The following is a 24,009-nucleotide window of genomic DNA, read 5'->3' on the forward strand; positions in this document are numbered from 1 at the left end:
GCCGGATGAGTGAGGGCCCGGGTCCCGTGAGGGGCGCCCGGGCCTTCGCCATGCCGCGGCCTTCGCCATGCCGTGGCCTTCGCCATGCCGTGGCCTTCGCCATGCCGTGGCCTTCGCCATGCCGCGCCCAGGTCCGGCCTCTCCCCGTCACCTCTTTCTCCGCCGGCCGGCTCCCGACCAGGCGCGGACAGCGATCAAGTCGGTAGAATTCGGACGTGGACGGGCAGGACGGCAGGCCCTCCGGTCTGATCGGTGCGGTGATCGCGGGCTACCGGGTCGAGCGGGAAGTCGGCCGCGGTGGCATGGCCGTCGTCTACTGCGCCAAGGACCTTCGCCTCGGCCGGACGGTCGCCCTGAAACTGCTGGCTCCCGAGTACACCCGCAACGACGGATTCCGCCGCCGTTTCGCGCAGGAGTCCCGGGTCGCGGCCGCGATCGACCATCCCAACATCGTCCCCGTCTTCGAGGCGGGCGAGGCCGACGGGATCCTGTACATCGCCATGTGCCTCGTCTGCGGACTCGACCTGCGCGCCCTGATCGACCGGGAGGGCCCGCTGCCGGTGGCCGCCGCTCTGCGCATCGCGGCCCAGCTGGCCTCCGCGCTCGACGCGGCCCACGCGCGCGACCTGGTGCACCGGGACGTCAAGCCCGCGAACGTCCTGGTGGCCAAGGGCATCGACAGCGACCATCCCGAGCACGTCTACCTCACGGACTTCGGCCTGGCGAAGAAGTCTCTGGCACTCACCGGGTTCACCACCGCGGGCGAGTTCGTCGGGACCCTCGACTACGTGGCGCCCGAGCGGATCGCCGGCCGCCCGGTCGACGGCAGGTCCGACCTGTACAGCCTGGCCTGTGTGGTCCACGAGACCCTGGTCGGCCACCCGCCCTACCAGCGGGCGGACCACCTCGATCTGCTCTGGGCCCACCAGTACGACCCGCCGCCCACGCTGAGCGAGGAGCGGCCGGGCATCCCGCCGGCCGCCGACGACGTCCTGAAGCGGGCCCTGGCGAAGATCCCCGACGACCGCTACGACTCCTGTCTGGAGTTCGTGGCGGCCCTGCGTGCCGCGACCGGAGAGGCCGGCCCGCGCGGCCGTACGCCGACGCTGCTGGACGCCCGGGTGGCGGCAGGCGCCGCCGATCCCCGCCCGGCGCCGGGCTCGGAGCCCCACGCGGCTCCCGGCCCGGAGTCCGGCACGCCTTCCGGCCCGGAGTCCGGCACGCCTTCCGGTCCGAAGGCCCACGCGGCCTCCCGCCCGGGTGCTCCCACGCCGTCCCGCCCGGTGCCCGCTCCGCCCTCCTGGGCCGCCCCCGTCCTCCGGGGCCCGATCGCCGCGCGGCACGGCTGAGCCGTGAAGTCGATCGCCGCGCGGCACGGCTGAGCCGTGAAGCCGGCGGTTACCGCCTTCGCCGTCCCCGCCCTGGGCACGTCGCCACCGGGTGACCCCGGCACGCAACCGCACGGCAGCCCGGCACGCAACCGTGCGGCACCCCGGCACGTAACCGCGCGGCACCCCGGTCCCGCCCCCTGTCCCACCCCGGTGTGCCGTCAGGCCTCAGGGGGCGGTGACCGACTGCTCCGCCCACACCGTCTTGCCGACCCGGTCGTGCCGGGTGCCCCAGCGCTCGGCGAGCTGGGCGACCAGCAGCAGACCCCGTCCCCCCTCGTCGAAGGTCCGGGCCCGGCGCATGTGCGGGGTGGTCCCGCTGGAGTCGTACACCTCGCTGATCAGCGTCTTGCCCTGGTGGATCAGCCGGAGCCGGATGGGCGGGCGGCCGTAGCGGATGGCGTTGGTGACCAGCTCGCTGACCATCAGCTCCGTGGGGAACGCGGCCTCGTCCAGGCCCCACGCGGAGAGCTGCTCGGTGGCGTAATGGCGGGCGATCGAGACGACCGTGGGCTCGTTCGCCAGCTCCCAGGAGGCGACCCGGTCCTCGTGCAGCGCCCGGGTACGGGCCACCAGCAGGGCGATGTCGTCGTCGGGCCGATGCGTCAGCAGCTCGGTGAGCACCCGGTCGCAGACCGAGTCCAGCGACTTCGCCGGGCGGCCGAGCGCGGCGAACATCTTGTCCAGCGCCTCGTCGATGTCGTGCTCACGGGCCTCGAACAGCCCGTCCGTGTAGAGGGCGAGCAGACTGCCCTCCGGCAGCTCGGTCTCGACCGCCTCGAAGGGCAGCCCGCCGAGCCCGAGCGGCGGCCCCGCGGGCACGTCGACGAAGCGGACCGTGCCGTCCGGGGTGACCACGGCCGGCGGCGGGTGGCCGGCCCGGGCCATGGTGCAGCGGCGCGCGACCGGGTCGTACACCGCGTACAGGCAGGTGGTGCCGATGCCGCCGGCGGTCTCGGCGGCCGGGTCCGCGCTGCCCTCGTCGGCGGCGAGCCGCAGGACCAGGTCGTCGAGGTGGGTGAGGAGTTCGTCGGCCGGCAGGTCGACGTCCGCCAGGGTGCGCACCGCCGTACGCAGCCGGCCCATGGTGGCGGAGGCACGGATGCCGTGACCGACCACGTCGCCCACGACGAGCGCCACCCGTGCGCCCGACAGCGGGATCACGTCGAACCAGTCACCGCCCACGCCGGCCCGGGTCGCGGCGGGCAGATAGCGGGTCGCGATCTCCAGCGCCCCCTGTTCGGGCAGCGTGTGCGGCAGCAGGCTGCGCTGCAGGGCCATGGTCGTGGTGCGGGCCCGCGTGTAGGTGCGGGCCTGCTCGATGCCGCCCGCGGCCTTGGCCGTGTACTCCTCGGCCAGCCGCAGATCCTCCGGGCCGAACGGCTCCCGGCCGCGGTGCCGTCCGAAGAGGGCCACGCCGAGGGTGCTGCCGTGGGTGAGCAGCGGCACCGCGAGCAGCGACCGGGCGCCGGAGGTGCGCAGCCACGCGGCGCCCGGGTCCAGCGCCGCCCACGCGGCGACGGCCGGGTCCGTCGTGTCGTACAGGAGCGGCCGGCCCGCCGCCAGGCAGCGCACCGGCGGGGAGTCCGCCGGGCAGACGATCGCCTCGCCCACCCCGGCGCCGTGCCCGGGCCCGTCGCCGTCCGGCACCGCGCGCAGTGCGGCGCGGCGCAGTACCACCGGGCCGGGCCCCGGAGCCTGGTCCTCGGTGCCGGTGCGCGGGGAGTCGAGCAGGTCGACCGCCATGACGTCGGCCAGCCGGGGGACCGTGACCTCGCCGAGTTCCTGGGCGGCACGGGCCTGGTCCGCCGCCGTGCCGACGCGCGAGCCGCCCTCGTCCGAGGGGTGCTCTCGTGCGGCGGGGTCCTCGGTGGGCTGCTGGGTGGACAGGCAGACGGCGCGCACCTGGCCGCCGGCGTCCTTGAGCGGGGTGAGCACGGCGGTCCGGCCCAGCTCCGGTACGAGGCGGACGCGCACCTCCTGGGGCCGCCCGGACTCCAGCGCCTGCCGCATCGAGCGGTCGGTCTCGTCGCTGGCAGCGCCGGGCACGATGTGGGCGAGCCGCAGCCCGCGGATCGCCGCCTCGGGCAGGGCCAGGGCGTGCTCCATGCGGCGGTTGGCGCGCACCAGCCGCAGCTCCGTGTCGAAGATGACCAGCGGAAACGGCGACTGCAGGAACGTCCATTCCTCCAGCGGCTCGCCCCGGGGCGGCTGGGCGCGGGCCGTCACGGCGCTCACCACCAGCCAGTCGACGCTTCCGGCGGCCGAGGTCCGGCGGTGCGCGAGTACACCCAGCTCCAGGGCCCGGCCGTCCCGGTGGCGGAGCGGGAGGGTGCCGTTCCAGCGTTCGCGCCCGGCCAGTGCGCGCCGGGCCGCTCCGCCGTCGGCGTCGAGCAGCGCGGTGGCGGGCCGTCCGACGACCGCCGAGGAGTCGTAGCCGAGCAGCCGCCGGGCGCCCTCGCTCCAGCCGGTGAGGATGCCCCGTGCATCGATGGTGGCCGTGGCCGTGTACGTCGACTGTCGATCCATCGCCGCTCATCTCGCCCTTGCTCGGCAGGCTCTCCCTGACCAGCATGATCCCGGGCGGCGCGGAGCACCAACGCAGAATGCGGCACGGAAAAAGGGGCCGTAGGCGCCCCGGCCGCGTGCGGCCGGGTGCGCGGGGAGCACCGGTGTCACGCGGGCGTCATCCGGTGGCGTGGGGCCGCACCGGGGTCGTGCGGCCCGCACCCTGTGTCGTGCGGGCCGCAGCTCGAGTGCGGGGGCGAGGCTCTCCCGGAGCCTCGCCCCCGCCGGGTGAGGCTCTTCCGCAGCGTGCCCCCCGCCGGGTGCGGCAGGGGCCACGGGCGCGGATGTCAGCCGTTGGCCAGGGCCTGCACCCGGTCCAGGGCTCCGTTGAACCTGTCGTGGTCGCCGACGGTCGGGCCGGAGGAGGTGTACTGCCACATCGTGTAGTACGGCCAGCCGGCCGGCAGCGTCCCCGGGTCGGAGGCGTACCGGGCGATCCACAGCGGGTCGTTCGCGGCGAAGCCGCCGTAGTTCCCCGTGCACTGGGACCACCAGCTGGTGGCGGTGTAGATCACGGGATACCTGCCGGTGCGGGCCTTGTAGGTGTTGACGAAGTCGGCGATCCAGCCGACCGTCTGGCTCGCGGTCCTGCCGTAGCAGGCGGCACCGTAGGGGTTCCACTCGATGTCGAGGACGCCCGGCAGGGTCCGGCCGTCCCGGGACCAGCCGCCGCCGTGGTCGACGAAGTAGTTGGCCTGGGTGGCGCCGCTGGTGGTGTCCGGGGTCGCGAAGTGGTAGGCGCCGCGGATCATGCCCACGTTGTAGGAGCCGTTGTACTGCTGGGCGAAGTACGGGTTGGTGTAGTACGTGCCCTCGGTGGCCTTCGTGTACGCCCAGCGCACCCCGCTGCTCCACAGGGTCGACCAGGCGACGTTGCCCTGGTACGCGGAGACGTCCACGCCCTCGGTCTGGGTGACGTCGGCCGTGCTGGGCGTGCCGCCGCGGCCGTCGTGCGCGAGGACGCCGATGCCCAGGTGTGCGGAGCCGCGGACGGGCGTGGTCGCGGCCTGGGCGGAGGTGAGGGGCAGCGTGAGGGTCAGCGCCGCGAGCAGGGCCGTGAGGAGGACGGCCAGGGGGCGCGGGCGGACGGGGCCGGGTCTGTGCACGGGCATGACGTGCCTCCGGAAACGAGGTGGGGGAAGCGTGGCGGTGACCGATGCGTGGGGGGCCGCACCACTGGCGTGGGCATGCCACTGTTTGCCTGGTAAAGAAGCTACGCACGTAGATGACGGGGTGGGAAGGGGGTCCGGAGCCCGCCGTTGGTCTACGCCTGCGAAATACTGACGGAGCTGGGGCGATGAGGGCGAATGACGGAAACTTTCAGTACCGCGAAACCGATCAGGGGTAGTGACGTGCACGAGGACGCGAACGGCGACGCACATCGCGTCACCGGCCAGATGACGCCCAGTGGTGCGGACCAGGAATTCCTGGCACTGGAACGCGAGTTGACCGTGCTGCTCCGGCGTGCCCGGGCCAACCAGGGGGAGATGGCCCGCGAGGTCCATCCGGACCTGGAGTCCTCCGCGTACGGCCTGCTCATCCGGCTGGACGAGCTGGGCGGCCAGCGGGCCACCGAACTCGCCGCCTACATCGGCGTCGGCAAGGCCACCATGTCCCGCCAGTTGCGCGCCCTGGAGGACCTGGGCCTGATCGCCCGCCAGCCCGACCCGGCCGACGGCCGGGCCTGGCTCGTCACCCTCACCGACACGGGGCGCGGCCGGGTCGGCAAGGTCCGCGAGGCACGCCGTGCGCGCTACGTCAGCCAGCTCGCCCACTGGGACCGCCACGAGGTCTCGGAACTCGCCCGGCTGCTGCACGAGTTGAACGGCGTCATGGAGAGGTAGTCCCCGCCTGCCGGGGCCGCACCGCTGAGGCCCCTCGGCAGAGCCCCGCAAGGCCCCGCGAGACCCTCGGCAGAGCCCCGCAAGGCCCCACGAGACCCTCGGCAGAGCCCCGCAAGGCCCCACGAGACCCTCGGCGGTCGCTCACAGCTCCACGTACGCCACCGTCGCGTCGTCGTGCGTCTTGCTCCGGCCGAGGAACGTCCGTTCCTCCCGGTCCGCCGTCTCCAGCTCCCTCACCCGCTCGACCAGCGAGCGGGCGCCGGCCTTGACGACCGTGTCGAACAGGGCCGTCCAGTCGCCCTGGTGGAACTTCTCCGTCCAGCGGGTCGCCCCGTCCGTCAGCGCGGCCAGCGCGCGGACCTCTCGCCGGGGCACGGCACCGGTGACCGCGCGTGCGGCCACCGAGGGGTCGGCGGCGGCCGTGAAGAAGCCGCCCTCCTTGTTGCGCAGCGTGGCGTCCACCAGGGCGTCGGTGGCGAGCGCGGACGGGGGCAGCCGGTCGAGCCGGTCGTCCAGCACCGCGGTGACCGTGCCGTCGGGCCCCTGCAGCAGCAAGGCCGAATCGGACAGCACCAGATACTCCACCGTGTCGGCGGACCAGCGGGTCAGGACCACGGTTGCCTGCGGGGTCCGTGGGTGAGAAAGGTCACAGGTGCCGACGTGGGCCTCGGCGGTCCGGCGGACAGCGCGCCCCAGGAGCTCCGGCAGCGTCAGATCTCGCCTGGAAACGGTCAGTTCGGTCAGCGCCCCGCCCAGCCGCGCGGTGAACCAGGGAACGGAATGCAGGCAGCCCGTTCCACCGGCCGGCGGCGTGACCCCGTCCAGGACGACCACGCAACCTCCCTGTCCGGAGGCGGGTAGTCCGACGCCCACGAAGTCCTCGTTGGGGCGGGCGGCGGCGCCGGGTTCCGAGACGAGATCAGTTCGCATCCGGCCAGTCTGCACCAGGCCTTCACACGCTTCGCCAAAGGCTGGCAAGCACCGTCGAATGAGCACGACCTCGCAGGTCAGGCGCCTGGTTTGAGCGGGATTGAGGTGCTCCGGGAAGACGTGGTGGCGAATACTGCCAAAGCCTGCCGCCGCACGTCCAACCGGCCCGCCGGACAGGCCCGCCGCATGCGCCGGCGGAACTTGCCCGCCAACTCCCCTCCGATGTTCACTCCTTCGGGTGGCGGGTCAGGTGATGCACGACCACTGCCCACCGGCGCTGGGAGGGTCGGGAACCGTACGAAGCGGGTGCATGCACCACTTGGCACCGAAATGACGGGGCGCCACCCGGGCCCTTGGGTACACGAGTTCAGGAATGCGAGCACCGGTGCAGAAGAAGCGGCCTCGGCGCACAGGCAGGCAGACGTCCCCCGCGGGGACCGCCCAGCAGACTTCCGTGGGCACCGGCCGTCCCACCCACGTGCGCACTCGGCTGATCGTCGCCGTCGCCGTGGTGGCCGCGGCCGTCGCGGGGGCCGGAGCGCCCGCCGTGCTCACGGCCTCCCAGGACGTCGGCGACTCCCAGGAGCTGGTGACGCTGGCCACCCGCACCCAGGACGCGCTCGCCCTCGCCCACGCGCTCGCCGACGAGCGTGACGAGGTCACCTCCTACATCGCGGCCGGCCGTGCCAAGGCCAAGGCGCCCTCCGAGGACCGCAGCGCCCGCGTGGACCGGCAGGTCGAGGACCTGCGCGCGGACAGCGACACCCCCGCGAGCATGCGTGCCGACCTCGACGGCATCGCCGCCGTCCGCCGGGCCGCGCTCACCGGCAAGAGCACCGCCCTCGAGGCCCACCAGGCCTACTCCGAGACCATCACCGACCTGCACCGGGTCGCCGAGCAGCTGGCCGAGCAGATGCCTTCGCGGGCCGGCTCCGGCGCCTACGCGCTCGCCGAGCTGGACTCCGCGGTCCAGCAGTCCGCCGCCGCCCGCGGTCTGCTGCTCGCCGCGCTGAACGTCCCGTCGGGCACCGAGACGGTGATCAGCCCCACCACCGGCCTGCCCACCACGACCGCCACCTCGACGGATGCGGACAGGAAGCAGCGCGACGCCCTCACCGCCGCGGCCCAGCAGGCCCGGCTGCGCGCCGACTCCGCCCTCGCCGACTTCCGCGAGACCGCCCCCAAGGCGGCCGCCGCCTCCTACGGCTCCACGGTCACCGGTCCCGAGGTCAACTCCGCGGAGAAGTACCTCGCCACGCTCACCGACCAGCCGACGCTGGCCGACGACGAGCTGGCCACCAGCACCAAGAAGCTGGACGCCGCCCTGTCCGCCCGTGTCGACCTGATGCGGGGCACCGAGTCCGCGCTGTACGACCACCGCACCAAGGACCTCGAAGAGCTCCGGGACGACGACGTCACCGCCCTGGAGATCCGCGTCGCCGTCCTCGGCGCCCTGCTGCTGGTGACGATCGGCGTCGCGACCGCCATGGCCCGCACCCTCACCCGCCCGCTGTCGGTCCTGCGCCGCGGCTCGGCCCGCCTCGCGCAGGCCGAGGACCCGGCGGCCCAGGAACCGATCGGCTTCACCGGCCGCAACGACGAGTTCGCCCAGGTGGTCCGCTCGGTCAACGCCCTGCACGCGCACGCGCTCGCCCTGCACGAGCGGGTGGGCACACTGGAGACCGACCGCAAGCACCTGGTCGGCCAGCGGCAGAAGATGGCCGACGCCCGTGAGGAGCTGCGCGCCGAACTCGCCGAGTCCGCCGCCCAGCTGGACATGCTGCGCACCAGCATCGGCTCCACCTTCGTGAACCTGGCCCTGCGCACCCTGGGCCTGGTCGAGCGCCAGCTGGGGGTCATCGAGGGCCTGGAGGAGCGCGAGCAGGACCCCGACCGTCTCGCCACGCTCTTCAAGCTGGACCACTTCGCCACGGTCATGCGCCGGCACAGCGAGAACCTCCTGGTCCTCGCCGGCACCGAGCACGTCCAGCAGCACCACGGCCCGGTGCCGCTGGTCGACGTGGTCCGCGCGGCGGTCAGCGAGATCGAACGGTACGAACGCGTCCGCATCGCCGCCCTGCCGCCGCACGCCCATGTCGCGGGCTTCGCCGCCGACGACCTCTCCCACCTGCTCGCCGAACTCCTGGAGAACGCCACCTCGTTCTCCCCGCCGGACCTGCCGATCGAGGTCTCCGGCTGGCTCCTGGAGTCGGGCGAGGTCATGCTCTCCGTCCAGGACGAGGGCATCGGCATGGCGGGGGAGCGCCTCGACCGGCTCAACGCCCGCCTCGCCGAGTTCGACCCGGAGTCCCCCTACGACCAGGAGGGCGAGGACGGCCTGGGGCTGGGCCTCTACGTCGTCGCCCGGCTGGCCCACCGGTACGGGGTCCGCGTCCAGCTGCGTGAGCAGAAGCAGGGCGGGATCGCCGCGGTCGTGGTGCTTCCCGCCACCCTGCTCGCCGATGCCCCGCCGGTCGCGCTCCCGCCCGGGACCACCGTCCCGGGCGGCACGGGCACCTTCTCCCTCCCCGGCGCCGACGCCGAGGTCAACTCCAACGTCCTGCACGGCCGCACCAAGGAGGGCGACGTCCTGGTCACCCTCGCGGAAGAGGCGGTACGGAACGCCTCCGGCGGCCAGGCCGAGGACAGCCAGGACGGCGACCCGCCCGGTCGGGCCGGGGAGAGCCACGAGGGAACCCCGGACGGTCGGTCCGGGGAGGGCCACGAAGGCGCCGTGGGCGCCCTGGCCGACGACGGCTACGACGACGCCGACGAGAGCCACGGCGACGCCCCGGCCGGTCGGGCCGGGGAGAGCCACGAGGGAACCCCGGCCGGTGTGGCCGAGGCGAGCCACGAGGGCGACCTGGCCGGTCCGGCCGAGGAGAGCCACGGGCACGCAGTCGGTGGTCCGGCGCACGAGGGCGGGGGCGTCTTCGGCGGTCCGGCCGAACACACGGCCCACGATCACGCGGCCCACGAACACGCGGAACCGGGCACCCCGCACCCGCGCAGCCACCCGAAGGCCCCGCCGGAGACGCCGGCCGAGACGACGATGGAGCTGCTGCTCCCCGACCTGTCGGCGGAGCCGGCGCAGAGCGTGCCGCACGACCCGGCGGCCGCCGCCGGCGGATCCGCCCGGCAGGAGCCGGCCGCCCCCGCCGGCGAGAGCCGCACCCGCGGAGCCATCGGAAACGGCCGCCCCGCCGAAGGCGCGGCCGAGGCCGCCCCGGAGGACCCGGTCACCAGCAAGGGCCTCCCCAAGCGCACACCCAAGATCACCGCACCCTCCGCCCCGCCCCGCCAGCGCAGCACCAGCGTCGACGCCGAGGCCCTGCGCCGCAGGCTCGGCGGCTTCCGCCAAGGCGCCCAGGCCGGCTATCGCGACGTGGAGGCGGAGATCTCCGAACAGACGGCCGGCCACCCACGGCCCGCCGGCTACGCACACGCCGAAGAAGCCACGGGGGGCACAGCCGAGGAGGCAAGCAGTTGACCGCGCCCAGTACCTACGGACTGAGCAGTGAAGCCCGCAACCTGCACTGGCTGCTGACCAACCTGGTCGAAGAAGTCCCCGGCATCCAGTCCGTCGCCGTGGTCTCCTCCGACGGTCTGCTGCTGCTGTCGTCCGACCCGGGGCACGCGGAGGAGGCCCGCGAGGCCCGCGGCGCCCAGCGCGGCGGCCCCCGCGGCTCCGCCGCCGACCTCGCCACCATCGTCTCCGGCATCGGCAGCCTCACCGTCGGCGCCGCGAAGCTGATGGACTCCGGCGCGGTCAAGCACACGATGGTCGCGATGGAGGAAGGCAGCCTGTTCGTGATGTCCATCAGCGACGGCTCGCTGCTCGGCGTACACGGTTCCGCCGCGTGCGACATGAGTGTCGTGGCGTACCACATGGCCCTGTTCGTGGGCCGCGCCGGCCACGTCCTCACCCCGGAACTGCGCTCGGAGCTGCGGCAGTCGCTCGAGTCCCGGCCGGCCGGGAGCACCCGATGAGCGGAACCGCGAAGCTCCCCGTCCGCGGCGGCGACCGCAAACCCGCCCGCGTGCGCCCCTACTCGCTCACCGGCGGCCGTACCCGCTTCGGCCACGTCCTCCTCGTGGAGACGTTCGTGGCCGCGCTGGAGGCCGGCGAGGAGCGCAAGGAACTGACGAACAGCCCGCTCACCACCCGGATCATGCCGGAGATGCAGGCCATCGTCGAACTGTGCCGCCGTATGCGCACGGTGGCCGAGATCGCCGCGCTGCTGAAGATGCCGCTCGGCGTGGTCCGCGTACTCCTGAGCGACCTCGCGGACCAGGGAAAGATCCGTGTGTACGGCACCGGAACCGGTCACGGCACCGGCCGCCCGGACCGCGCTCTGCTGGAAAGGGTGCTGAGTGGACTCCGTCGTCTCTGACGCCGTCGCCTCCGGGGTCGGAGGCAACCCCCTCGCCGCCGGTCACATAGAGCCCGACGGTGACCTGAAGTCCTGGCAGACGGACCGTAGCCGGGCTCCCGTCGCCACGAAGATAGTGGTGGCCGGGGGCTTCGGAGTCGGCAAGACCACCCTGGTCACCTCCGTCTCGGAGATCACGCCCCTGCAGACCGAGGCGCTGATGACCGAGGCGAGCCAGGAGACCGACGACCTGTCGGCCACGCCGGGCAAGCTCACCACCACCGTGGCGATGGACTTCGGCCGCATCACGCTCGACGACGACCTGGTGCTCTACCTGTTCGGCACGCCGGGCCAGCAGCGGTTCTGGTTCATGTGGGACGACCTGGTGCGCGGTGCCATCGGTGCCGTGGTGCTGGCCGACACCCGCCGCCTGAAGGACTGCTTCCCGGCGCTGGACTACTTCGAGAGCTGCGGACTGCCGTACGTCGTCGCGGTCAACCACTTCGACGGCAGCGAGCGGTTCCAGCCCGAGGACGTACGGGAGGCGCTGACCATACCCGCGCACATCCCTGTCATGATCATGGATGCGCGACGGCGGATCTCGGTCATCGAGACCCTGCTGGGCCTGGTGGCCCACGCGCTGGACGAAACCCCCGAGTAGTCCTCACCCGTAGGAGAACCACCCGCATGCGGAAGATACTCGTCGTCGGAGCCGGCCAGTCCGGACTCCAGCTCGCCCTCGGCCTGCAGTCGCACGGCTACGAGGTCACCCTGATGTCGAACCGGACCGCGGACGAGATCCGCTCCGGCCGGGTCATGTCGACGCAGTGCATGTTCCACACGGCCCTGCAGCACGAGCGCGACCTCCAGCTGAACTTCTGGGAGTCCCAGGCCCCGAAGATCGAAGGACTGGGCGTCTCGGTCGCGGCCCCCGGCTCGCACGACCCCGGCCCCACCCAGCGGGCGATCGACTGGGTGGGCAGGCTGGACGGATACGCGCAGTCGGTCGACCAGCGGGTGAAGATGGCCGGCTGGATGGACACCTTCGCCCAGCGCGGCGGCCAGCTGGTCATCCACGGCGCGGCCGTCGGCGACCTCGACTACTTCTCCCGCACCTACGACCTCGTCCTGGTCGCGGCGGGCAAGGGCGAACTGGTGTCGATGTTCGCCCGGGACCCGGAGCGCTCCCCGTACGCCGAGCCGCAGCGCGCCCTCGCCGTGGCGTACGTCCACGGGCTCGGACCGCGCCCGGAGCACCCGGAGTTCGACGCGGTCCGCTGCAACCTGGTCCCCGGCGTCGGCGAGCTGTTCATCATGCCGACGTTCACCACCTCCGGCCGCGCCGACATCCTGTTCTGGGAGGGCATACCCGGCGGCCCGGTCGACGCGTTCAACGGCGTCAAGGACCCGGCGGAGCACCTCTCCCTGACCCTGGAACTCATGGAGAAGTTCACGCCCTGGGAGTACGCGCGGGCGACGAAGGTCGAACTCACCGACGCCGGCGGCACGCTGGCCGGCCGCTACGCGCCGACCGTCCGCAACCCGATCGGCCGGCTGCCCGGTGGCGGTCTGGTCCTCGGCGTGGCCGACGTGGTCGTCGCCAACGACCCGATCACCGGCCAGGGCTCCAACTCCGCGGCCAAGTGCGCGGCCGCCTACCTCGCGTCCATCCTGGAGCGGGGGGACGAGCCGTTCGACGAGGAGTGGATGCGCGCCACCTTCGACCGTTACTGGGCCACCGCCCAGCACGTCACCAAGTGGACGAACGCGATGCTGGCGCCGCCGCCGGAGCACATCCTGAACCTGATCGGTGCGGCCGGCCAGCTGCAGCCGGTCGCCGACCGCTTCGCCAACGCCTTCAACGACCCGGCCGACTTCGAGGACTTCTTCTACGAGCCGGAGAAGACGCAGGCCTACCTGGCCTCGGTCGCCGGGGCCTGATCGTCCCCGGGGTGCGGGCGGACCGGCTGCGCGAGGTGGTTCGCGGCCGGGAGCGTGGTGGTCCGCGCCCCCGGCGGGTCGTCCGGACGCACGGCGCCGAGCACCGGATAGGAGGCCAGGGGCGAGACCTTCACCTGCCCGCCCGGCCTCGGCGCCTGTACGACCCTGCCGTCTCCCACGTACATCGCCACGTGTGTGGCCTCGGGGTAGTACACGACGAGGTCACCGGGGCGCAGTTCGTTCAGCGGCACCCGCTCCAGCTGCCGCCACTGCTCCTGGCTGGTGCGGGGGATCGGCGTGCCCGCATGCTGCCAGGCCTGGGAGGTCAGGCCCGAGCAGTCGTACGCCGAGGGCCCCTGGGCGCCCCACCGGTACGGCTTGCCGAGCTGGTCCATGGCGTAGTGGACGGCGCGGTCGCCCTCGCCGGAGGCGGGGCGGGCCGTGGGCAGGGCCCCGGCGGTGGTGAGCTTGCGCTGGGCCGCTGCGACCCCCTGCTGTTCCAGCCGGGCCACGGCGGCGAGCTGGGCCGGGGTGAGGGAGGCCAGCAGGCGTTCGACGTCCCCCAGCCTGGCCCGGACGTCGTCGCGCTGCTTGTGCTGCCGGTCCGCGAGGGTGAGCTGGGTGTCGAGCGCCTTGCGGGCCGCGCGTGCCAGGGCGTCCGCCCGCTTCTCCGCGCCGGTCAGCCGGGCCACCGTCCGGGCGTGTTCGCGGGTCAGCTCGCCGATGACATGGCCCTCGTCCAGGGCGTGCTGCGGATCGCGGGCGAGGAGCAGGCGGAGGTAGGGGCCGAAGTTGCCGCCGTTCTGGTACTGCTGGCGGGCCAGGCGGCCGGCGTCGGTCCGGCTGCCGCGCAGGGCGAGGCGGGCACGGGCCAGTTCGCCGTCGAGCCGGGCCACCTCGGCGCGCTGCCGCTCCAGCCTCACCGCCGTGGCGTTGTAGGTCTCGGTGGCCTGTTCGGCCTTCCGGTACAGCTGCTGAAGGTCCGTCAGCAGCTGCGAGACGGATCGCTGCGGGTCCGGTGCGGCCACCGCCGGCACCGGCGCGAGGACGGCCTGGGCCGCCATCGCTGCGGTACAGGCCAGACGGAGAAGCCTTCCTGACACGTCATCACCTCCGGTGCGGTGGAGGCGGTCTCTCCGCCTCTCGTCGCAACCCGATAATCAGACGTGACTTTGTCCGTTTTGTGTGACGTGTGCGCGGATCGGCGCAGCGCTTTCACTCGTTCGTGTCGTCCGGCTTGCCGGACGGCGGGACGTCCGGCTTGGACCAGGGCCACTTGAGCCTGCCGCCGGAGGTGTCGTCCGGGTCGTACCGGTACTTCCAGCCCTGGATCAGCCCCAGCCGCCTGCTGTGTCCCCGGGGCACGCGGCGGTAGACCAGCGTGGTGGGCGGGCCGCCGGCGGGGTCCGGGACGGGGATGCGGTAGGTCTTCGGGGGGTGTCCGGTGGGGCCGAGCAGGACGGGCAGCACGCGCCCGTCCATGGGGCCGTCCTCGAAGGGGATGTCCTGGCTCTTCACGGTTGCGGTCTCAGCCTTCCTCGGCGAGCGCGCCGACGACGGCGGCCGTCTGCGGGTCGCGTCCTGCGGTGACCGTGAGGACGGCGACGAACTGCTCCACCAGCCAGTCGCGCAGTTCCTCGACGGGGGGCTGCTTGTCCTCGTCCAGCCAGATCAGCGAGGCCGCCTCCACGGCCGTGATCCAGGTCCGGACCGTCATGCGCAGCCGCGCGCCGGGGAGCGGCACGCCGAGATGGCTGTAGATGTGCTCGGCGGCGGCCCGGCGCACCCCGTCCACGATGGCCGTCGTCCGGGACGTCTCCACCACGCTGCCGCCCTGCAGCAGCGCGCTGAAGCCGGTGTCGTGCTCGTCCACGAAGGTCAGATAGCGGTCGAGGGCGTGGGACAGCCGGGGCAGCAGCGGGCCGTCGCGGGGTTCGTCGAAGCACAGCCGGAGTTCCTCGGCGGCGGACCGGAGGGCGGCCTCGTACAGCTGCTGCTTGCCGCCGGGGAAGTAGCGGTACACCAGCGGACGGGAGACCCCGGCCGCCTCCGCCACGTCGTCCAGCGACACGTCCTCGGGGGCGCGGTGCGCGAAGAGGGACAGCGCGGCGGTGAGGAGCTGGCTACGGCGTTCCTCGACGCTCAGGCGGCGGTACGCGGGGGTGGCCGACGGGGTCATGCCGTCAGCCTAATCGCCGCTCCGGGGGACCGGGCGCGGGCGGCGTCGGGCCGTGGCGGGTTGCCGCCGCAGTGCCCCGCGCCCCTCCGGCCGAAAGGCGCGGCCGGCCTCGAGGGGGCGCGGGACTCCCGGTGCCGCGGCGCCCCGTGTGTCAGGCCGGCAGGCCCGACACCGCGGCCGGCCTCGTGTGTCAGGCCAGCAGTCCCGAGGACCGCCACAGCCGCCGGCCCACGCCCCGCAGCACCCCGATGTCGTCCAGGAAGTCGGTCAGCTTCCTCGCGCCGGTCTGCATGACCTCCCGGCGGTGCCCGCTCGCCTTCACCTGGGCCATGGCCTCCCGCTTGTCGAGGCCCACGTTCGGGTACACGTCGGGGTTCACGAAGGCGACCGAGAACACCCGCGCGAACTCGCCGGACGTGACCCGGGTGAACTCCTGGGACCACTTGGGGGCGGTCACCATCTGGCGCCGCAGTTCCTCACGGGCGTACCGGACATGGCGCGCCTCCTCGACCACGTGGATGCGCGTGACGCCCCGGATCAGGGTCTGCACCCGCTCGTCGGGGAACGTCAGCCGCTGCATCCAGTCCAGGATCTCCTCGCCGAGCAGCGTGGCGGTGAAGGAGCCGGGGGTCGTCGAGACGGTCTTGAACAGGCGGCCGAGGTTCAGGTGCGCGCGGTTCACCGGGTACCAGGGCGTGCCGCCCTGCGAGATCAGCCGCGCGAACATCTTCGAGTGCCGGCACTCGTCCTCGATCTCGGTGAGCGCGTACCGTACGTGCGCGCTCGTCGCCGCCTTGTCGTAGATGTGCCGGACGAGCAGCTGCATCAGGATGATCTCGAACCAGATGCCGAGCGAGGCCAGGGCCGCCGCCTCGTGCTGGGAGAGCAGGATGCGCTGCTCCTCGCTCATCCGCTTCCACAGCGGGGTGTCGTACAGCGACACCAGCTCCGGCGGCCAGAACCACTTGCCCTCCTCGAAGGGCGCGTCCCAGTCCAGCTCCCTGTCCGGGTCGAAGGAGTGCTTGGCGGAGGAGGCCAGCAGTCGTTCGGCCACCTGCTCCCGGTCCTTGAGCAGGCCGAGCGCGTCGCGCAGGCCGTCCAGCGCGTCCGCTTCCGTCAGGGTCGTCATGGCTCCCTCACCTCGTCACCCGGGGTACGTCGTCCGCCTCTTATGAGACTGCCTGTCAGCAAGGTCGTCAATCCCTTGCGCATGACTTGTTGACTCCGCGTCTACGTGTGAGCCTGCGAAGTATGCCGACCCGAGACCTGTACGCCGACGACGCCGGGGACTCGCCCTGGCAGGTGGCCGCCACCGGTGCGGCCCGGTTCAGCTGGGAGTACGACGACGGCCGTGACCGGCTGCTCGCCCTGTACCAGAAGGGCAAGGACAAGCAGTGGGACGGGAGCAGGCGCATCGACTGGGACCTGGAGGTCGATCCGTACGACGCGCTCGGCACCCCCGAGGAGGCGATGACCCTCTACGGCACGAAGTACTGGGACAAGTTCACCGAACGGGACAAGGGTGAGCTGCGCCGGCACTTCGCGTCCTGGCAGTTCAGCCAGTTCCTGCACGGTGAGCAGGGCGCGATGATCTGCGCGGCGCGGATCGTCGAGTCGGTGCCCGACCTGGACGCCAAGTTCTACTCCGCGACCCAGACGATGGACGAGGCCCGGCACGCCGAGATCTACGGCCGGTTCCTGCACGAGAAGATCGGCCTGCTCTACCCGATCAACGACAACCTCCGGTCCCTCCTCGACGACACCCTGCGCGACAGCCGGTGGGACATGCCCTACCTCGGCATGCAGGTGCTGATCGAGGGCCTGGCGCTGGCCGCGTTCGGCATGATCCGGGACACCACGGACAAGCCGCTGCCCAAGCAGATCCTGACCTACGTCATGCAGGACGAGGCCCGGCACGTGGCCTTCGGCCGGATGGCGCTCCGGGACTACTACCGGCAGCTCACCGACGCCGAACTGCGCGAGCGCGAGGAGTTCGTCATCGAGGGCTGCCACCTGATGCGCGACCGGCTGCGCGGGGTGGAGGTGCTGGAGAACTTCGGCATCCCCAGGGCCGAGGCGGAGACGCTCAGCGAACGCTCCGAGTTCCTCCAGCTGTTCCGCAAGCTGCTGTTCAGCCGCATCGTGCCCTGCGTCAAGGACATCGGCCTGTGGGGCAGGCGGCTGCAGCAGGCGTATGTGGACATGGGCGTCCTGGAGATGGGCGACGCCGATCTGGACCTGCTGATGTCGCAGGACGAGGAACTGGCCGAGCGGCTGGACGCGGAACGCTTCGCGGCGGAGGAGCGGGAGCGCGTGGCCGAGATACGAGGGGCGATCGAGTCGGGTGCGGCGGAAACGGAGAGAGGGGAGGCGGGGGCGGAGGGGAAGGGCTGACCCGAGCGGGGCGAGACGGGACGAATCGGGGTGTGGTTTCCGGCCGTTCACCCGGGTGCAGTAGCGTGCTGGCGTGTCCATGCCTCCGCCGCCGCAGCAGCCGCAGCATCCGAATCAGCCGCAGCCCCCGTACGGTCAGCAGCCTCCGCAGCCCCCGTACGGCCAGCAGCCCCCGCAGCCCCCGCAGGCCGCCCCCGGTCCGTACGGTGCGCCGTACCCCCAGCAGCCGTACCCTCCGCAGCAGGCCCACCCCCAGCAGCCGTACCCCGCCTGGGGCGCGCCGCCCATGGCGCCGCCCCCGAAGAAGCGCCGGGTCGGCCTGGTGCTCGGGATCGTGGGCGGTGTGATCGCGGCGGTCGTCGCGGTGATCGTGCTGATCGGCGTCCTGGCCGAGAGCGGCTTCCCCGCGGCCGAGAACAAGCTCACCCTGCCCAAGACGCTGCTGGACGGGCAGTACCAGCTCAGCCGGGACATGTCCGCCTCCGAGGGCCAGAAGATCGAGTCCGAGGCGGACGGCGCCTGGGACGCCAAGGACACCCACGGTGTCGTCGGCAGTTACACCGCCGGCGGTGACGAGGCCAAGGGCACCCTGGTGGTGTCGGGCATGTACGGCCGGTTCAAGAACACCGAAGCGGCCCGCAAGAACATGATGAAGGGCGCCGCCGGAAGTGGCAGCGCGACGGTCGCCGTACCGCCGAAGGAATTCGACCTGGACGTCACGATCAGCTGCCAGGTGCTGACCCAGAACCAGCTCGGGACCAAGGTGACCCTGCCCATGTGCGCCTGGGCCGACGGCAACACGGGCGCCACGATCGCCGAGGTGACCACGGACGCCGTGTCGCAGAGCCCCTCGGACGTGGACCTGGAGGCGCTCGCGAAGAGGACCGTCAAGATCCGCTCGGAGATGGTCAAGCCGATCGGCTGACCGGCCGCGGCCGCGAGGCCGCGACGGACGCCCGCGGCGTGACGGCGTACGGGTGGCGTACGGGTGAAGCCGGCCGTACGCCCCCTGGGCGTGGCCGGCGGCACCCGTACGCCGGGGGCCGCCGACCGTACGCCCCCCGGGGCGCGGCGGGCGTTCCCGTGTCACCGGCCGAGTACCGCCCGCATCACGTCCTTCGCGATCGGGGCCGCGTCCCCGCCGCCGCTGATCTCACCGCGGTCGGCCGAGGCGTCCTCCACCACCACCGCGACCGCCACCCCCGGCTCCACGGCGTCGTCGGCCTGCGCCCAGGAGACGAACCAGGCATAGGGCACACCGGCGTTGCCGACCCCGTGCTGGGCGGTGCCGGTCTTGCCGCCGACGATGGCGCCGGGGATGGCCGCCTGGGTGCCGGTGCCCTCCTCCACCACGTCGGTCATCAGCTCCTTCAGCCGGGCCGCCGTGGCCAGCCGCATCACCTGCCGGACCGGACGCGGCCCCGCCCCGGCGACCGTCTCGCCACCCTTGCGGGTCGTCCGCTCCACCAGATACGGCGTCCGCAGCTGCCCGTCGCTCGCCACGGCCGCCGCCACCATCGCCATCTGCAACGGCGTGGCCCGGGTGTTGTACTGCCCGATCGAGGACAGCGCCAGCTGGGCCTTGTCCACGTGCTGGTCGAAGGTGCTGGGCGAGACGGAGAACGGGATGCGCAGGCCGGTGTCGCTGAACCCGAACGCCCGTGCCGTGGCCGTCATGTCGTCGGCCCCCACGTCCACGCCCAGCTTGGCGAACACGGTGTTGCACGACCACTCGAAGGCCGTCCGCAGCGAGGCGTCACGGCAGCCGTCCGCCTCGTTGGTGAGCCGGGTCGTGGTGCCCGGCAGCCGGTACGGGTCGGGGGAGTCCGTCGGCGCGTCCAGATCCGAGACCACGCCCGCGTCCAGCGCCGCAGCCGCGGTGACCACCTTGAACGTCGAACCCGGCGGATACGTCTGCCGCACCGCCCGGTTGAGCATCGGCTTCTCCGGATCGTGGTTGAACCGCGCCCACGCCGACGCGACCGCCTCGCCGTTGCCGGACAGCGCCGAGGGGTCGTACGACGGGCTGGTCACCAGGGCCAGGACCCGGCCCGTGGCCGGCTCGATCGCCGCCACCGCACCCTTGCGCCCGGCCAGACCCCGGTACGCCGCCTCCTGCGCCTGCCGGTTCAGGGTCGTCACGACGTCCCCGCCCGGACTCCGCTTGCGCGTCACGTCGTTCCACAGGGGGAGCGGCGACAGCATCGGATCGGTGCCGGAGAGCACCCCGTCGTGGCTGTGCTCCAGGAAGGTGGTGCCGTACATCTGCGAGGCGAAGCCGGTGACCGGGGCGAACAACGGGCCGTCCCGGTAGGTGCGTTCGTAGCGCAGCTGCTCCCCGGTGTCCGTGGACCCGGTGACCGGCTCGCCGCCGACCAGGATGTCTCCGCGCGGTTGCTGGTAACGGGCGATCGTGGGCCGCCGGTTGGCCGGGTTGCCGTCGTACAGGCGCGACTGCACGAGCTGCACGCGGGCCGCGTTGACCAGCAGGGCCGCCAGCAACAGGGTGCAGAACGCGCAGGCGTGCCGGATGTACCGGGCCATCGGCCGCCCGCCGGAGTACTCGGTCACGGGGCCTCCTGGCCGTCGTACTGGCTGCGCGCCGAGTCGCTCACCCGGATCAGCAGTGCCACGATCGCCCAGTTGGTGACCACGGAGGAGCCGCCCTGGGCGAGGAACGGCATCGCCATGCCGGTCAGCGGGATCAGCCCGGTGACCCCGCCCGCGATCACGAACACCTGCAGCGCGAGGATCGAGGCCAGCCCCACCGCGAGCAGCCGGCCGAACGGCTCGCGCAGGGCGAGCCCCGCCCGGTAGCCGCGCTCCACCAGCAGGGCGTACAGCAGGATGATCGCCGCGAGCCCCGCAAGGCCCAGCTCCTCGCCCGCCGTGGCCAGGATGAAGTCCGACTTCACGGCGAAGCCGATGAGGACCGAGTGCCCGAGCCCGAGTCCGGTGCCGAGGAAACCGCCCGCGGCGAAGGCGAACAGCGACTGGGAGAGCTGGTTGGGCCCCAGCCCGGCCTCGATGGTGGCGAACGGGTGCAGCCAGTCCTCGATCCGGCCGTTCACATGCGGCTCGAGCCGGCCGACGGCGAACGCGCCGAGGACCGCCAGCACCAGCCCGACCGCGATCCAGCCGGTTCGGCCGGTGGCGACGTACAGCAGCACCACGAAGAGGCCGAAGAACAGCAGTGAGGTGCCGAGATCGCGTTCCAGGACCAGCACGCCGACGCTCAGCAGCCAGATCGTCACGATCGGGCCGAGCACCCGCCCGGTCGGGAACTGCATCCGCCACACCCGGCGGCCGCTGTACGCGAGGGCGTTGCGGTTGTCGGCCAGGTAGGCGGCGAAGAACACCGCGAGCAGCACCTTGGCGAACTCACCCGGCTGGATGGAGAATCCGGCGATCCGGATCCAGATGCGGGCGCCGTTGACCGCCGGGAAGAGGATCGGCAGCAGCAGGAGCGCCAGCGCCGCCACCACGCACACGTAGGAGTACCGCTGGAGGAACCGGTGGTCGCGCAGCATCAGGACGACGGCGATGAACAGACCCACCCCGAGTGTCGACCACACCAGCTGGGTGGGGGCCGCCCGGTCGCCCGGGGTCTCCAGGTCCAGCCGGTAGATCAGCACCAGCCCCAGCCCGTTGAGCAGCACGCCGATCGGCAGCGGCAGCGGATCGGCGTACGGCGCCCGGATACGGACCGCGAGGTGCGCGAACAGGGCGAGCACCCCGAGCCCGGCGGCGTAGCCGACGGCACCGGGCGGGACGGTACCGGTCCGCGCCAGCCCCACCGCGCAGTAGCCGTACACGGACAGCAGCACGGCCAGCACGATCAGGGCGAGTTCCATGCCCCGGCGCCGGGGGAGCCGCACGGCAGGTGCGGGAGCCTTGGCCGCCGTTACGGTGGTTCCGGCGTTCGTCATGCCCGGAACCTACCCAAACTGGGCGACTCCCGCCCCAAGCCACCCCACCCCGCGTGGCGAGCCGCCGAGGGAACGGCGACACGACAGCCGCCCCGAGCGCCGAGGCTCCCCGGAGACACGGCGAACCACACGCCCACCCTCTTCACCCCCGCACCCGCTCTCGCGACGGCCCGCGGGCGGCCCGCAGGAACGGCGCCCCTCCGGCACCGCCCCCCGGTGACTCCCTCAGGGGCGCGGGGAACTGCGCGCTCGGCCCACTCGCTCCCGCACCCGCACTCCTGGCGTCCTGCGGGTGGCCCGCAGGAGCGGCGCCCCTCCGGCACCGCCCCCGGTGACTCCCTCAGGGGCGCGGGGAACTGCGCGCTCGGCCCACTCGCTCCCGCACCCGCACTCCGGGCCGCACCAGACCCCTCACCCCTCCTCGGCCGTCGGCAACGTCAGCGTCGCCACCGCGCCCCCGTCCGCACCGTTGCCGAAGGACAGGCGCGCGCCCAGGACCTCCGCCTGTCCCAGCGCGATGGTCAGCCCGAGTCCGTGGCCCTTGGCCCCACCCTCCGTGCGGAAGCGCTGTGGCCCATGGGCCACCAGGTACTCCGGATACCCGCCCCCGTGATCCCGCACGGTCACCACGGGCCCGTCCACGGTGAGCACCACCGGAGGGCCGCCGTGCTTGTGCCCGTTGGCCACCAGATTGCCCAGCACCCGCTCCAGCCGCCGCCGGTCGGTCTCCACCCGCGCGTCCCGCACGATCCGCACCTCGGTGTCCGTGCCGGACGCCCGGACCACCCGCCGGGCCAGCGCCCCCAGCTCCTCGGTGTCGACGTCCAGCCGCTCCCGCCCGGTGTCCAGCCGGGAGATCTCCAGCAGGTCCTCGGTGAGCGTGCGCAGCGCCGCCACCCGGTCGCGGACCAGCTCCGTCGGCCGGCCCGGCGGCAGCAGCTCGGCCGCCGCGTGCAGCCCGGTCAGCGGGGTCCGCAGCTCGTGCGCCACGTCCGCGGTGAACCGCTGCTCGCTCAGCAGCTTGCCCTGCAGGGACGACGCCATGGTGTCCAGGGCCGCCGCCACCGCGGCCACCTCGTCCTGCGGGCGGCTCGCATCCTTCGTCCGGGGGTCGTGCACCCGGGCGTCCAGGTCGCCGGCGCTGATCCGCCGCGCCACCCGCGCGGTGCCGTGCAGTCGCCGGGTCACCCGGGTCACCGCGAACACACCGACCAGCACCGTCGCCCCGATCGCGAGCACGGAGGACCACAGGATCGCCTTGTCGAGCCCGGCGATGGTGCCGGACTGCTGCGAGTAGTCGACCTCCACGGCGAGCGCCCGGTGCCCGGCCGCCGGACCGGCCGCCCACATCGTGGGATGCCCCCGGTGCTTCGACACCATCGTGCCGCGCTTGCCGTCCGCCGCCAGGGACCGCAGCGGCGCGGGCAGCCCCCCGGGGTCGACCCCCGCACCCGGCAGCAGCCGGTCCCCGGCCTCGTACGCCTCGGTCGCGTCCGCGAGCCGGGACAGGGCGAGGTCGCGGGCCTGACCGACGGTCTGGTTGGTCACCGAGACGTGCACCAGGACGCCGAGCAGCGCGGCCAGCGCACAGCACATCACCGTGATGAACGCGGCGGCCTTCACGGCGAGCGTGCCGGCCCACTGCGGCAGCAGCGGTCTCACCGCGTGCTCGCGGACGGGCCGCCCGACGGGGACGGCGAGGGCGACGGCTTCTTGCCGTGCCGTCGGCCGTCGGTGTGCAGATACTCGTCGCGGGAGAACGTCATCGCGCGCTCCCCGGGATCCCACACCCAGGTGGTGCGGTACTCGTAGCCGGAGATGTCGGCCGGAGAGCGTTCGATCAGCGCCCGGCCGGCCAGCTCCACTCCCATGATCGCGTCGTTGTCCGACAGCACCTGCACGAGCTTGTGGTTCTCGACGGTGTAGACCCGCACCGCCGTCTGGTTGGTCGGGTAGAGTCGGAAGCCGAGCGTCAGGTCGGCCCTGCCGTCCCCGGTGAGATCCCGGTAGTACGGCTTCAGCAGCGGACAGCGCGCCTCGTCCCCACCGGCGCGGCACGCCTTCATCCGGTCCGCGGTCCCGTGGTAGGCGCCCTTGGCGGAGTAGTCGTCGGGATGCGCCTTGATCTCCGCCTCGACGACGTCCACCGGGTCGACCTTGCGGATGTCGTCACCGGGGACCTTCACCCCCTTGACGATCGCCCTGGTCGCCACGTCGTACGGGTAGGCCGGACTGGACGCCGGCCTGAGGTTCGGCCAGAGCCGGGCGGGGCTGACGGCGGTCGGGGTCGACCCCGCGGCCTGCAGCGCGCCGGTGTCCCCGCAGGCCGCCGCCGTCGCCGACAGCAGGGCGACGGCGGTCACGGCGAGGGCGGTACGCATGGGGCGGCGGGATGGCACGGTGCTCCTGGGCGTCGGGATCGGTAGGGCCCCCCACCTTAATTCGTCGGTTCGTATGGAAGTG

The 24,009-nt window shown here is 73.0% G+C and carries 20 protein-coding genes; 9 read left to right on the forward strand and 11 right to left on the reverse strand.

What is annotated here, in order from left to right; genetic code table 11:
* Window positions 1-215 precede the first annotated feature (215 nt).
* Window positions 216-1,349: a protein kinase gene (locus tag ACGFT2_RS13780; protein ID WP_393277398.1), complete on the forward strand. Its 1,134-nt coding sequence runs from the start codon at window positions 216-218 to the stop codon at window positions 1,347-1,349.
* Window positions 1,350-1,556: 207 nt separating this feature from the next.
* Here ACGFT2_RS13780 and ACGFT2_RS13785 read toward each other — a convergent pair whose 3' ends face one another.
* Both ACGFT2_RS13785 and ACGFT2_RS13790 read right to left on the reverse strand, forming a co-directional pair.
* Window positions 1,557-3,917, reverse strand: a complete 2,361-nt coding sequence (locus ACGFT2_RS13785; RefSeq protein ID WP_393277401.1) for a SpoIIE family protein phosphatase — start codon at window positions 3,915-3,917, stop codon at window positions 1,557-1,559.
* A gap of 326 nt (window positions 3,918-4,243) precedes the next feature.
* The gene (locus ACGFT2_RS13790; protein WP_393277404.1) at window positions 4,244-5,068 is read right to left on the reverse strand and encodes a lysozyme; all 825 of its coding nucleotides are present in this window, start codon (window positions 5,066-5,068) and stop codon (window positions 4,244-4,246) included.
* 240 nt (window positions 5,069-5,308) lie between these two features.
* Here ACGFT2_RS13790 and ACGFT2_RS13795 point away from each other — a divergent pair, with 240 nt between their 5' ends.
* Window positions 5,309-5,800, forward strand: a complete 492-nt coding sequence (locus ACGFT2_RS13795; protein ID WP_393277407.1) for a MarR family winged helix-turn-helix transcriptional regulator — start codon at window positions 5,309-5,311, stop codon at window positions 5,798-5,800.
* A gap of 141 nt (window positions 5,801-5,941) precedes the next feature.
* Here ACGFT2_RS13795 and ACGFT2_RS13800 read toward each other — a convergent pair whose 3' ends face one another.
* Window positions 5,942-6,730, reverse strand: a complete 789-nt coding sequence (locus ACGFT2_RS13800) for a protein phosphatase 2C domain-containing protein (protein WP_393277410.1) — start codon at window positions 6,728-6,730, stop codon at window positions 5,942-5,944.
* 385 nt (window positions 6,731-7,115) lie between these two features.
* Here ACGFT2_RS13800 and ACGFT2_RS13805 point away from each other — a divergent pair, with 385 nt between their 5' ends.
* Genes ACGFT2_RS13805 through ACGFT2_RS13825 form a run of 5 tightly spaced genes read left to right on the forward strand, consistent with a single transcriptional unit; the run spans window position 7,116 to window position 13,044 of the window.
* A complete protein-coding gene (locus tag ACGFT2_RS13805; RefSeq protein ID WP_393277413.1) occupies window positions 7,116-10,220 on the forward strand; it encodes a nitrate- and nitrite sensing domain-containing protein in 3,105 nt (1,034 codons plus the stop codon).
* Window positions 10,217-10,720, forward strand: a complete 504-nt coding sequence (locus ACGFT2_RS13810; protein ID WP_393277416.1) for a roadblock/LC7 domain-containing protein — start codon at window positions 10,217-10,219, stop codon at window positions 10,718-10,720. Before ACGFT2_RS13805 ends, ACGFT2_RS13810 begins: the two co-directional genes overlap by 4 nt.
* A complete protein-coding gene (locus ACGFT2_RS13815) occupies window positions 10,717-11,124 on the forward strand; it encodes a DUF742 domain-containing protein (protein ID WP_393277419.1) in 408 nt (135 codons plus the stop codon). Before ACGFT2_RS13810 ends, ACGFT2_RS13815 begins: the two co-directional genes overlap by 4 nt.
* Window positions 11,105-11,764: an ATP/GTP-binding protein gene (locus ACGFT2_RS13820; RefSeq protein ID WP_393277422.1), complete on the forward strand. Its 660-nt coding sequence runs from the start codon at window positions 11,105-11,107 to the stop codon at window positions 11,762-11,764. The genes ACGFT2_RS13815 and ACGFT2_RS13820 overlap by 20 nt, the downstream gene beginning before the upstream one ends.
* Window positions 11,765-11,790: 26 nt before the next feature.
* Window positions 11,791-13,044 (forward strand): styrene monooxygenase/indole monooxygenase family protein, encoded by a 1,254-nt coding sequence (locus ACGFT2_RS13825; protein ID WP_393277424.1) that lies wholly within the window; start codon window positions 11,791-11,793, stop codon window positions 13,042-13,044.
* On the opposite strand, the gene ACGFT2_RS13830 is transcribed toward ACGFT2_RS13825, so the two are convergent.
* The 4 genes from ACGFT2_RS13830 to ACGFT2_RS13845 all read right to left on the reverse strand — a co-directional run bounded on the left by ACGFT2_RS13830 (window position 13,017) and on the right by ACGFT2_RS13845 (window position 16,352).
* Window positions 13,017-14,147, reverse strand: coding sequence for an NlpC/P60 family protein (locus tag ACGFT2_RS13830; RefSeq protein ID WP_393277427.1), 1,131 nt, complete (start codon window positions 14,145-14,147; stop codon window positions 13,017-13,019). The genes ACGFT2_RS13825 and ACGFT2_RS13830 overlap by 28 nt on opposite strands.
* Window positions 14,148-14,259: 112 nt before the next feature.
* Window positions 14,260-14,562: a hypothetical protein gene (locus ACGFT2_RS13835; protein ID WP_393277430.1), complete on the reverse strand. Its 303-nt coding sequence runs from the start codon at window positions 14,560-14,562 to the stop codon at window positions 14,260-14,262.
* 10 nt (window positions 14,563-14,572) lie between these two features.
* Window positions 14,573-15,223 (reverse strand): TetR/AcrR family transcriptional regulator, encoded by a 651-nt coding sequence (locus ACGFT2_RS13840; RefSeq protein WP_393277433.1) that lies wholly within the window; start codon window positions 15,221-15,223, stop codon window positions 14,573-14,575.
* A 190-nt stretch (window positions 15,224-15,413) separates the two neighbouring features.
* Window positions 15,414-16,352 carry a diiron oxygenase gene (locus ACGFT2_RS13845; protein ID WP_393277436.1) on the reverse strand — a complete coding sequence of 313 codons (939 nt, stop codon included), beginning with the start codon at window positions 16,350-16,352 and terminating at the stop codon, window positions 15,414-15,416.
* 122 nt (window positions 16,353-16,474) lie between these two features.
* On the opposite strand from ACGFT2_RS13845, the gene ACGFT2_RS13850 reads away from it, so the two are divergent.
* Both ACGFT2_RS13850 and ACGFT2_RS13855 read left to right on the forward strand, forming a co-directional pair.
* A complete protein-coding gene (locus ACGFT2_RS13850) occupies window positions 16,475-17,617 on the forward strand; it encodes a ferritin-like domain-containing protein (protein ID WP_393277438.1) in 1,143 nt (380 codons plus the stop codon).
* A gap of 79 nt (window positions 17,618-17,696) precedes the next feature.
* Window positions 17,697-18,542, forward strand: coding sequence for a hypothetical protein (locus ACGFT2_RS13855; RefSeq protein WP_393277690.1), 846 nt, complete (start codon window positions 17,697-17,699; stop codon window positions 18,540-18,542).
* Between the two features lie 161 nt (window positions 18,543-18,703).
* Here ACGFT2_RS13855 and ACGFT2_RS13860 read toward each other — a convergent pair whose 3' ends face one another.
* From ACGFT2_RS13860 to ACGFT2_RS13875, 4 genes are all read right to left on the reverse strand, one after another.
* Window positions 18,704-20,161 carry a penicillin-binding transpeptidase domain-containing protein gene (locus ACGFT2_RS13860; protein ID WP_393277692.1) on the reverse strand — a complete coding sequence of 486 codons (1,458 nt, stop codon included), beginning with the start codon at window positions 20,159-20,161 and terminating at the stop codon, window positions 18,704-18,706.
* Between the two features lie 23 nt (window positions 20,162-20,184).
* A complete protein-coding gene (locus ACGFT2_RS13865; RefSeq protein WP_393277440.1) occupies window positions 20,185-21,546 on the reverse strand; it encodes an FtsW/RodA/SpoVE family cell cycle protein in 1,362 nt (453 codons plus the stop codon).
* 411 nt (window positions 21,547-21,957) lie between these two features.
* Window positions 21,958-23,208 (reverse strand): ATP-binding protein, encoded by a 1,251-nt coding sequence (locus tag ACGFT2_RS13870; protein WP_393277442.1) that lies wholly within the window; start codon window positions 23,206-23,208, stop codon window positions 21,958-21,960.
* Entirely contained in the window at window positions 23,205-23,927 is a 723-nt protein-coding gene (locus ACGFT2_RS13875) for a hypothetical protein (protein ID WP_393277444.1), read from the reverse strand. The genes ACGFT2_RS13870 and ACGFT2_RS13875 overlap by 4 nt, the downstream gene beginning before the upstream one ends.
* Window positions 23,928-24,009 lie beyond the last annotated feature (82 nt).

The organism is Streptomyces sp. NPDC048514, assembly GCF_043199955.1.
Lineage (GTDB): Bacteria > Actinomycetota > Actinomycetes > Streptomycetales > Streptomycetaceae > Streptomyces.

Excerpts from the sequence above, each read along its gene's own strand:
- ACGFT2_RS13785 (WP_393277401.1), bottom strand. The coding sequence starts at position 3,917 with ATGGATCGACAGTCGACGTACACGGCCACGGCCACCATCGATGCACGG.
- ACGFT2_RS13790 (WP_393277404.1), bottom strand. The coding sequence starts at position 5,068 with ATGCCCGTGCACAGACCCGGCCCCGTCCGCCCGCGCCCCCTGGCCGTC.
- ACGFT2_RS13800 (WP_393277410.1), bottom strand. The coding sequence starts at position 6,730 with ATGCGAACTGATCTCGTCTCGGAACCCGGCGCCGCCGCCCGCCCCAAC.
- ACGFT2_RS13815 (WP_393277419.1), top strand. The coding sequence starts at position 10,717 with ATGAGCGGAACCGCGAAGCTCCCCGTCCGCGGCGGCGACCGCAAACCC.
- ACGFT2_RS13825 (WP_393277424.1), top strand. The coding sequence starts at position 11,791 with ATGCGGAAGATACTCGTCGTCGGAGCCGGCCAGTCCGGACTCCAGCTC.
- ACGFT2_RS13840 (WP_393277433.1), bottom strand. The coding sequence starts at position 15,223 with ATGACCCCGTCGGCCACCCCCGCGTACCGCCGCCTGAGCGTCGAGGAA.
- ACGFT2_RS13845 (WP_393277436.1), bottom strand. The coding sequence starts at position 16,352 with ATGACGACCCTGACGGAAGCGGACGCGCTGGACGGCCTGCGCGACGCG.
- ACGFT2_RS13850 (WP_393277438.1), top strand. The coding sequence starts at position 16,475 with ATGCCGACCCGAGACCTGTACGCCGACGACGCCGGGGACTCGCCCTGG.
- ACGFT2_RS13855 (WP_393277690.1), top strand. The coding sequence starts at position 17,697 with ATGCCTCCGCCGCCGCAGCAGCCGCAGCATCCGAATCAGCCGCAGCCC.
- ACGFT2_RS13860 (WP_393277692.1), bottom strand. The coding sequence starts at position 20,161 with ATGGCCCGGTACATCCGGCACGCCTGCGCGTTCTGCACCCTGTTGCTG.
- ACGFT2_RS13865 (WP_393277440.1), bottom strand. The coding sequence starts at position 21,546 with ATGACGAACGCCGGAACCACCGTAACGGCGGCCAAGGCTCCCGCACCT.
- ACGFT2_RS13875 (WP_393277444.1), bottom strand. The coding sequence starts at position 23,927 with ATGCGTACCGCCCTCGCCGTGACCGCCGTCGCCCTGCTGTCGGCGACG.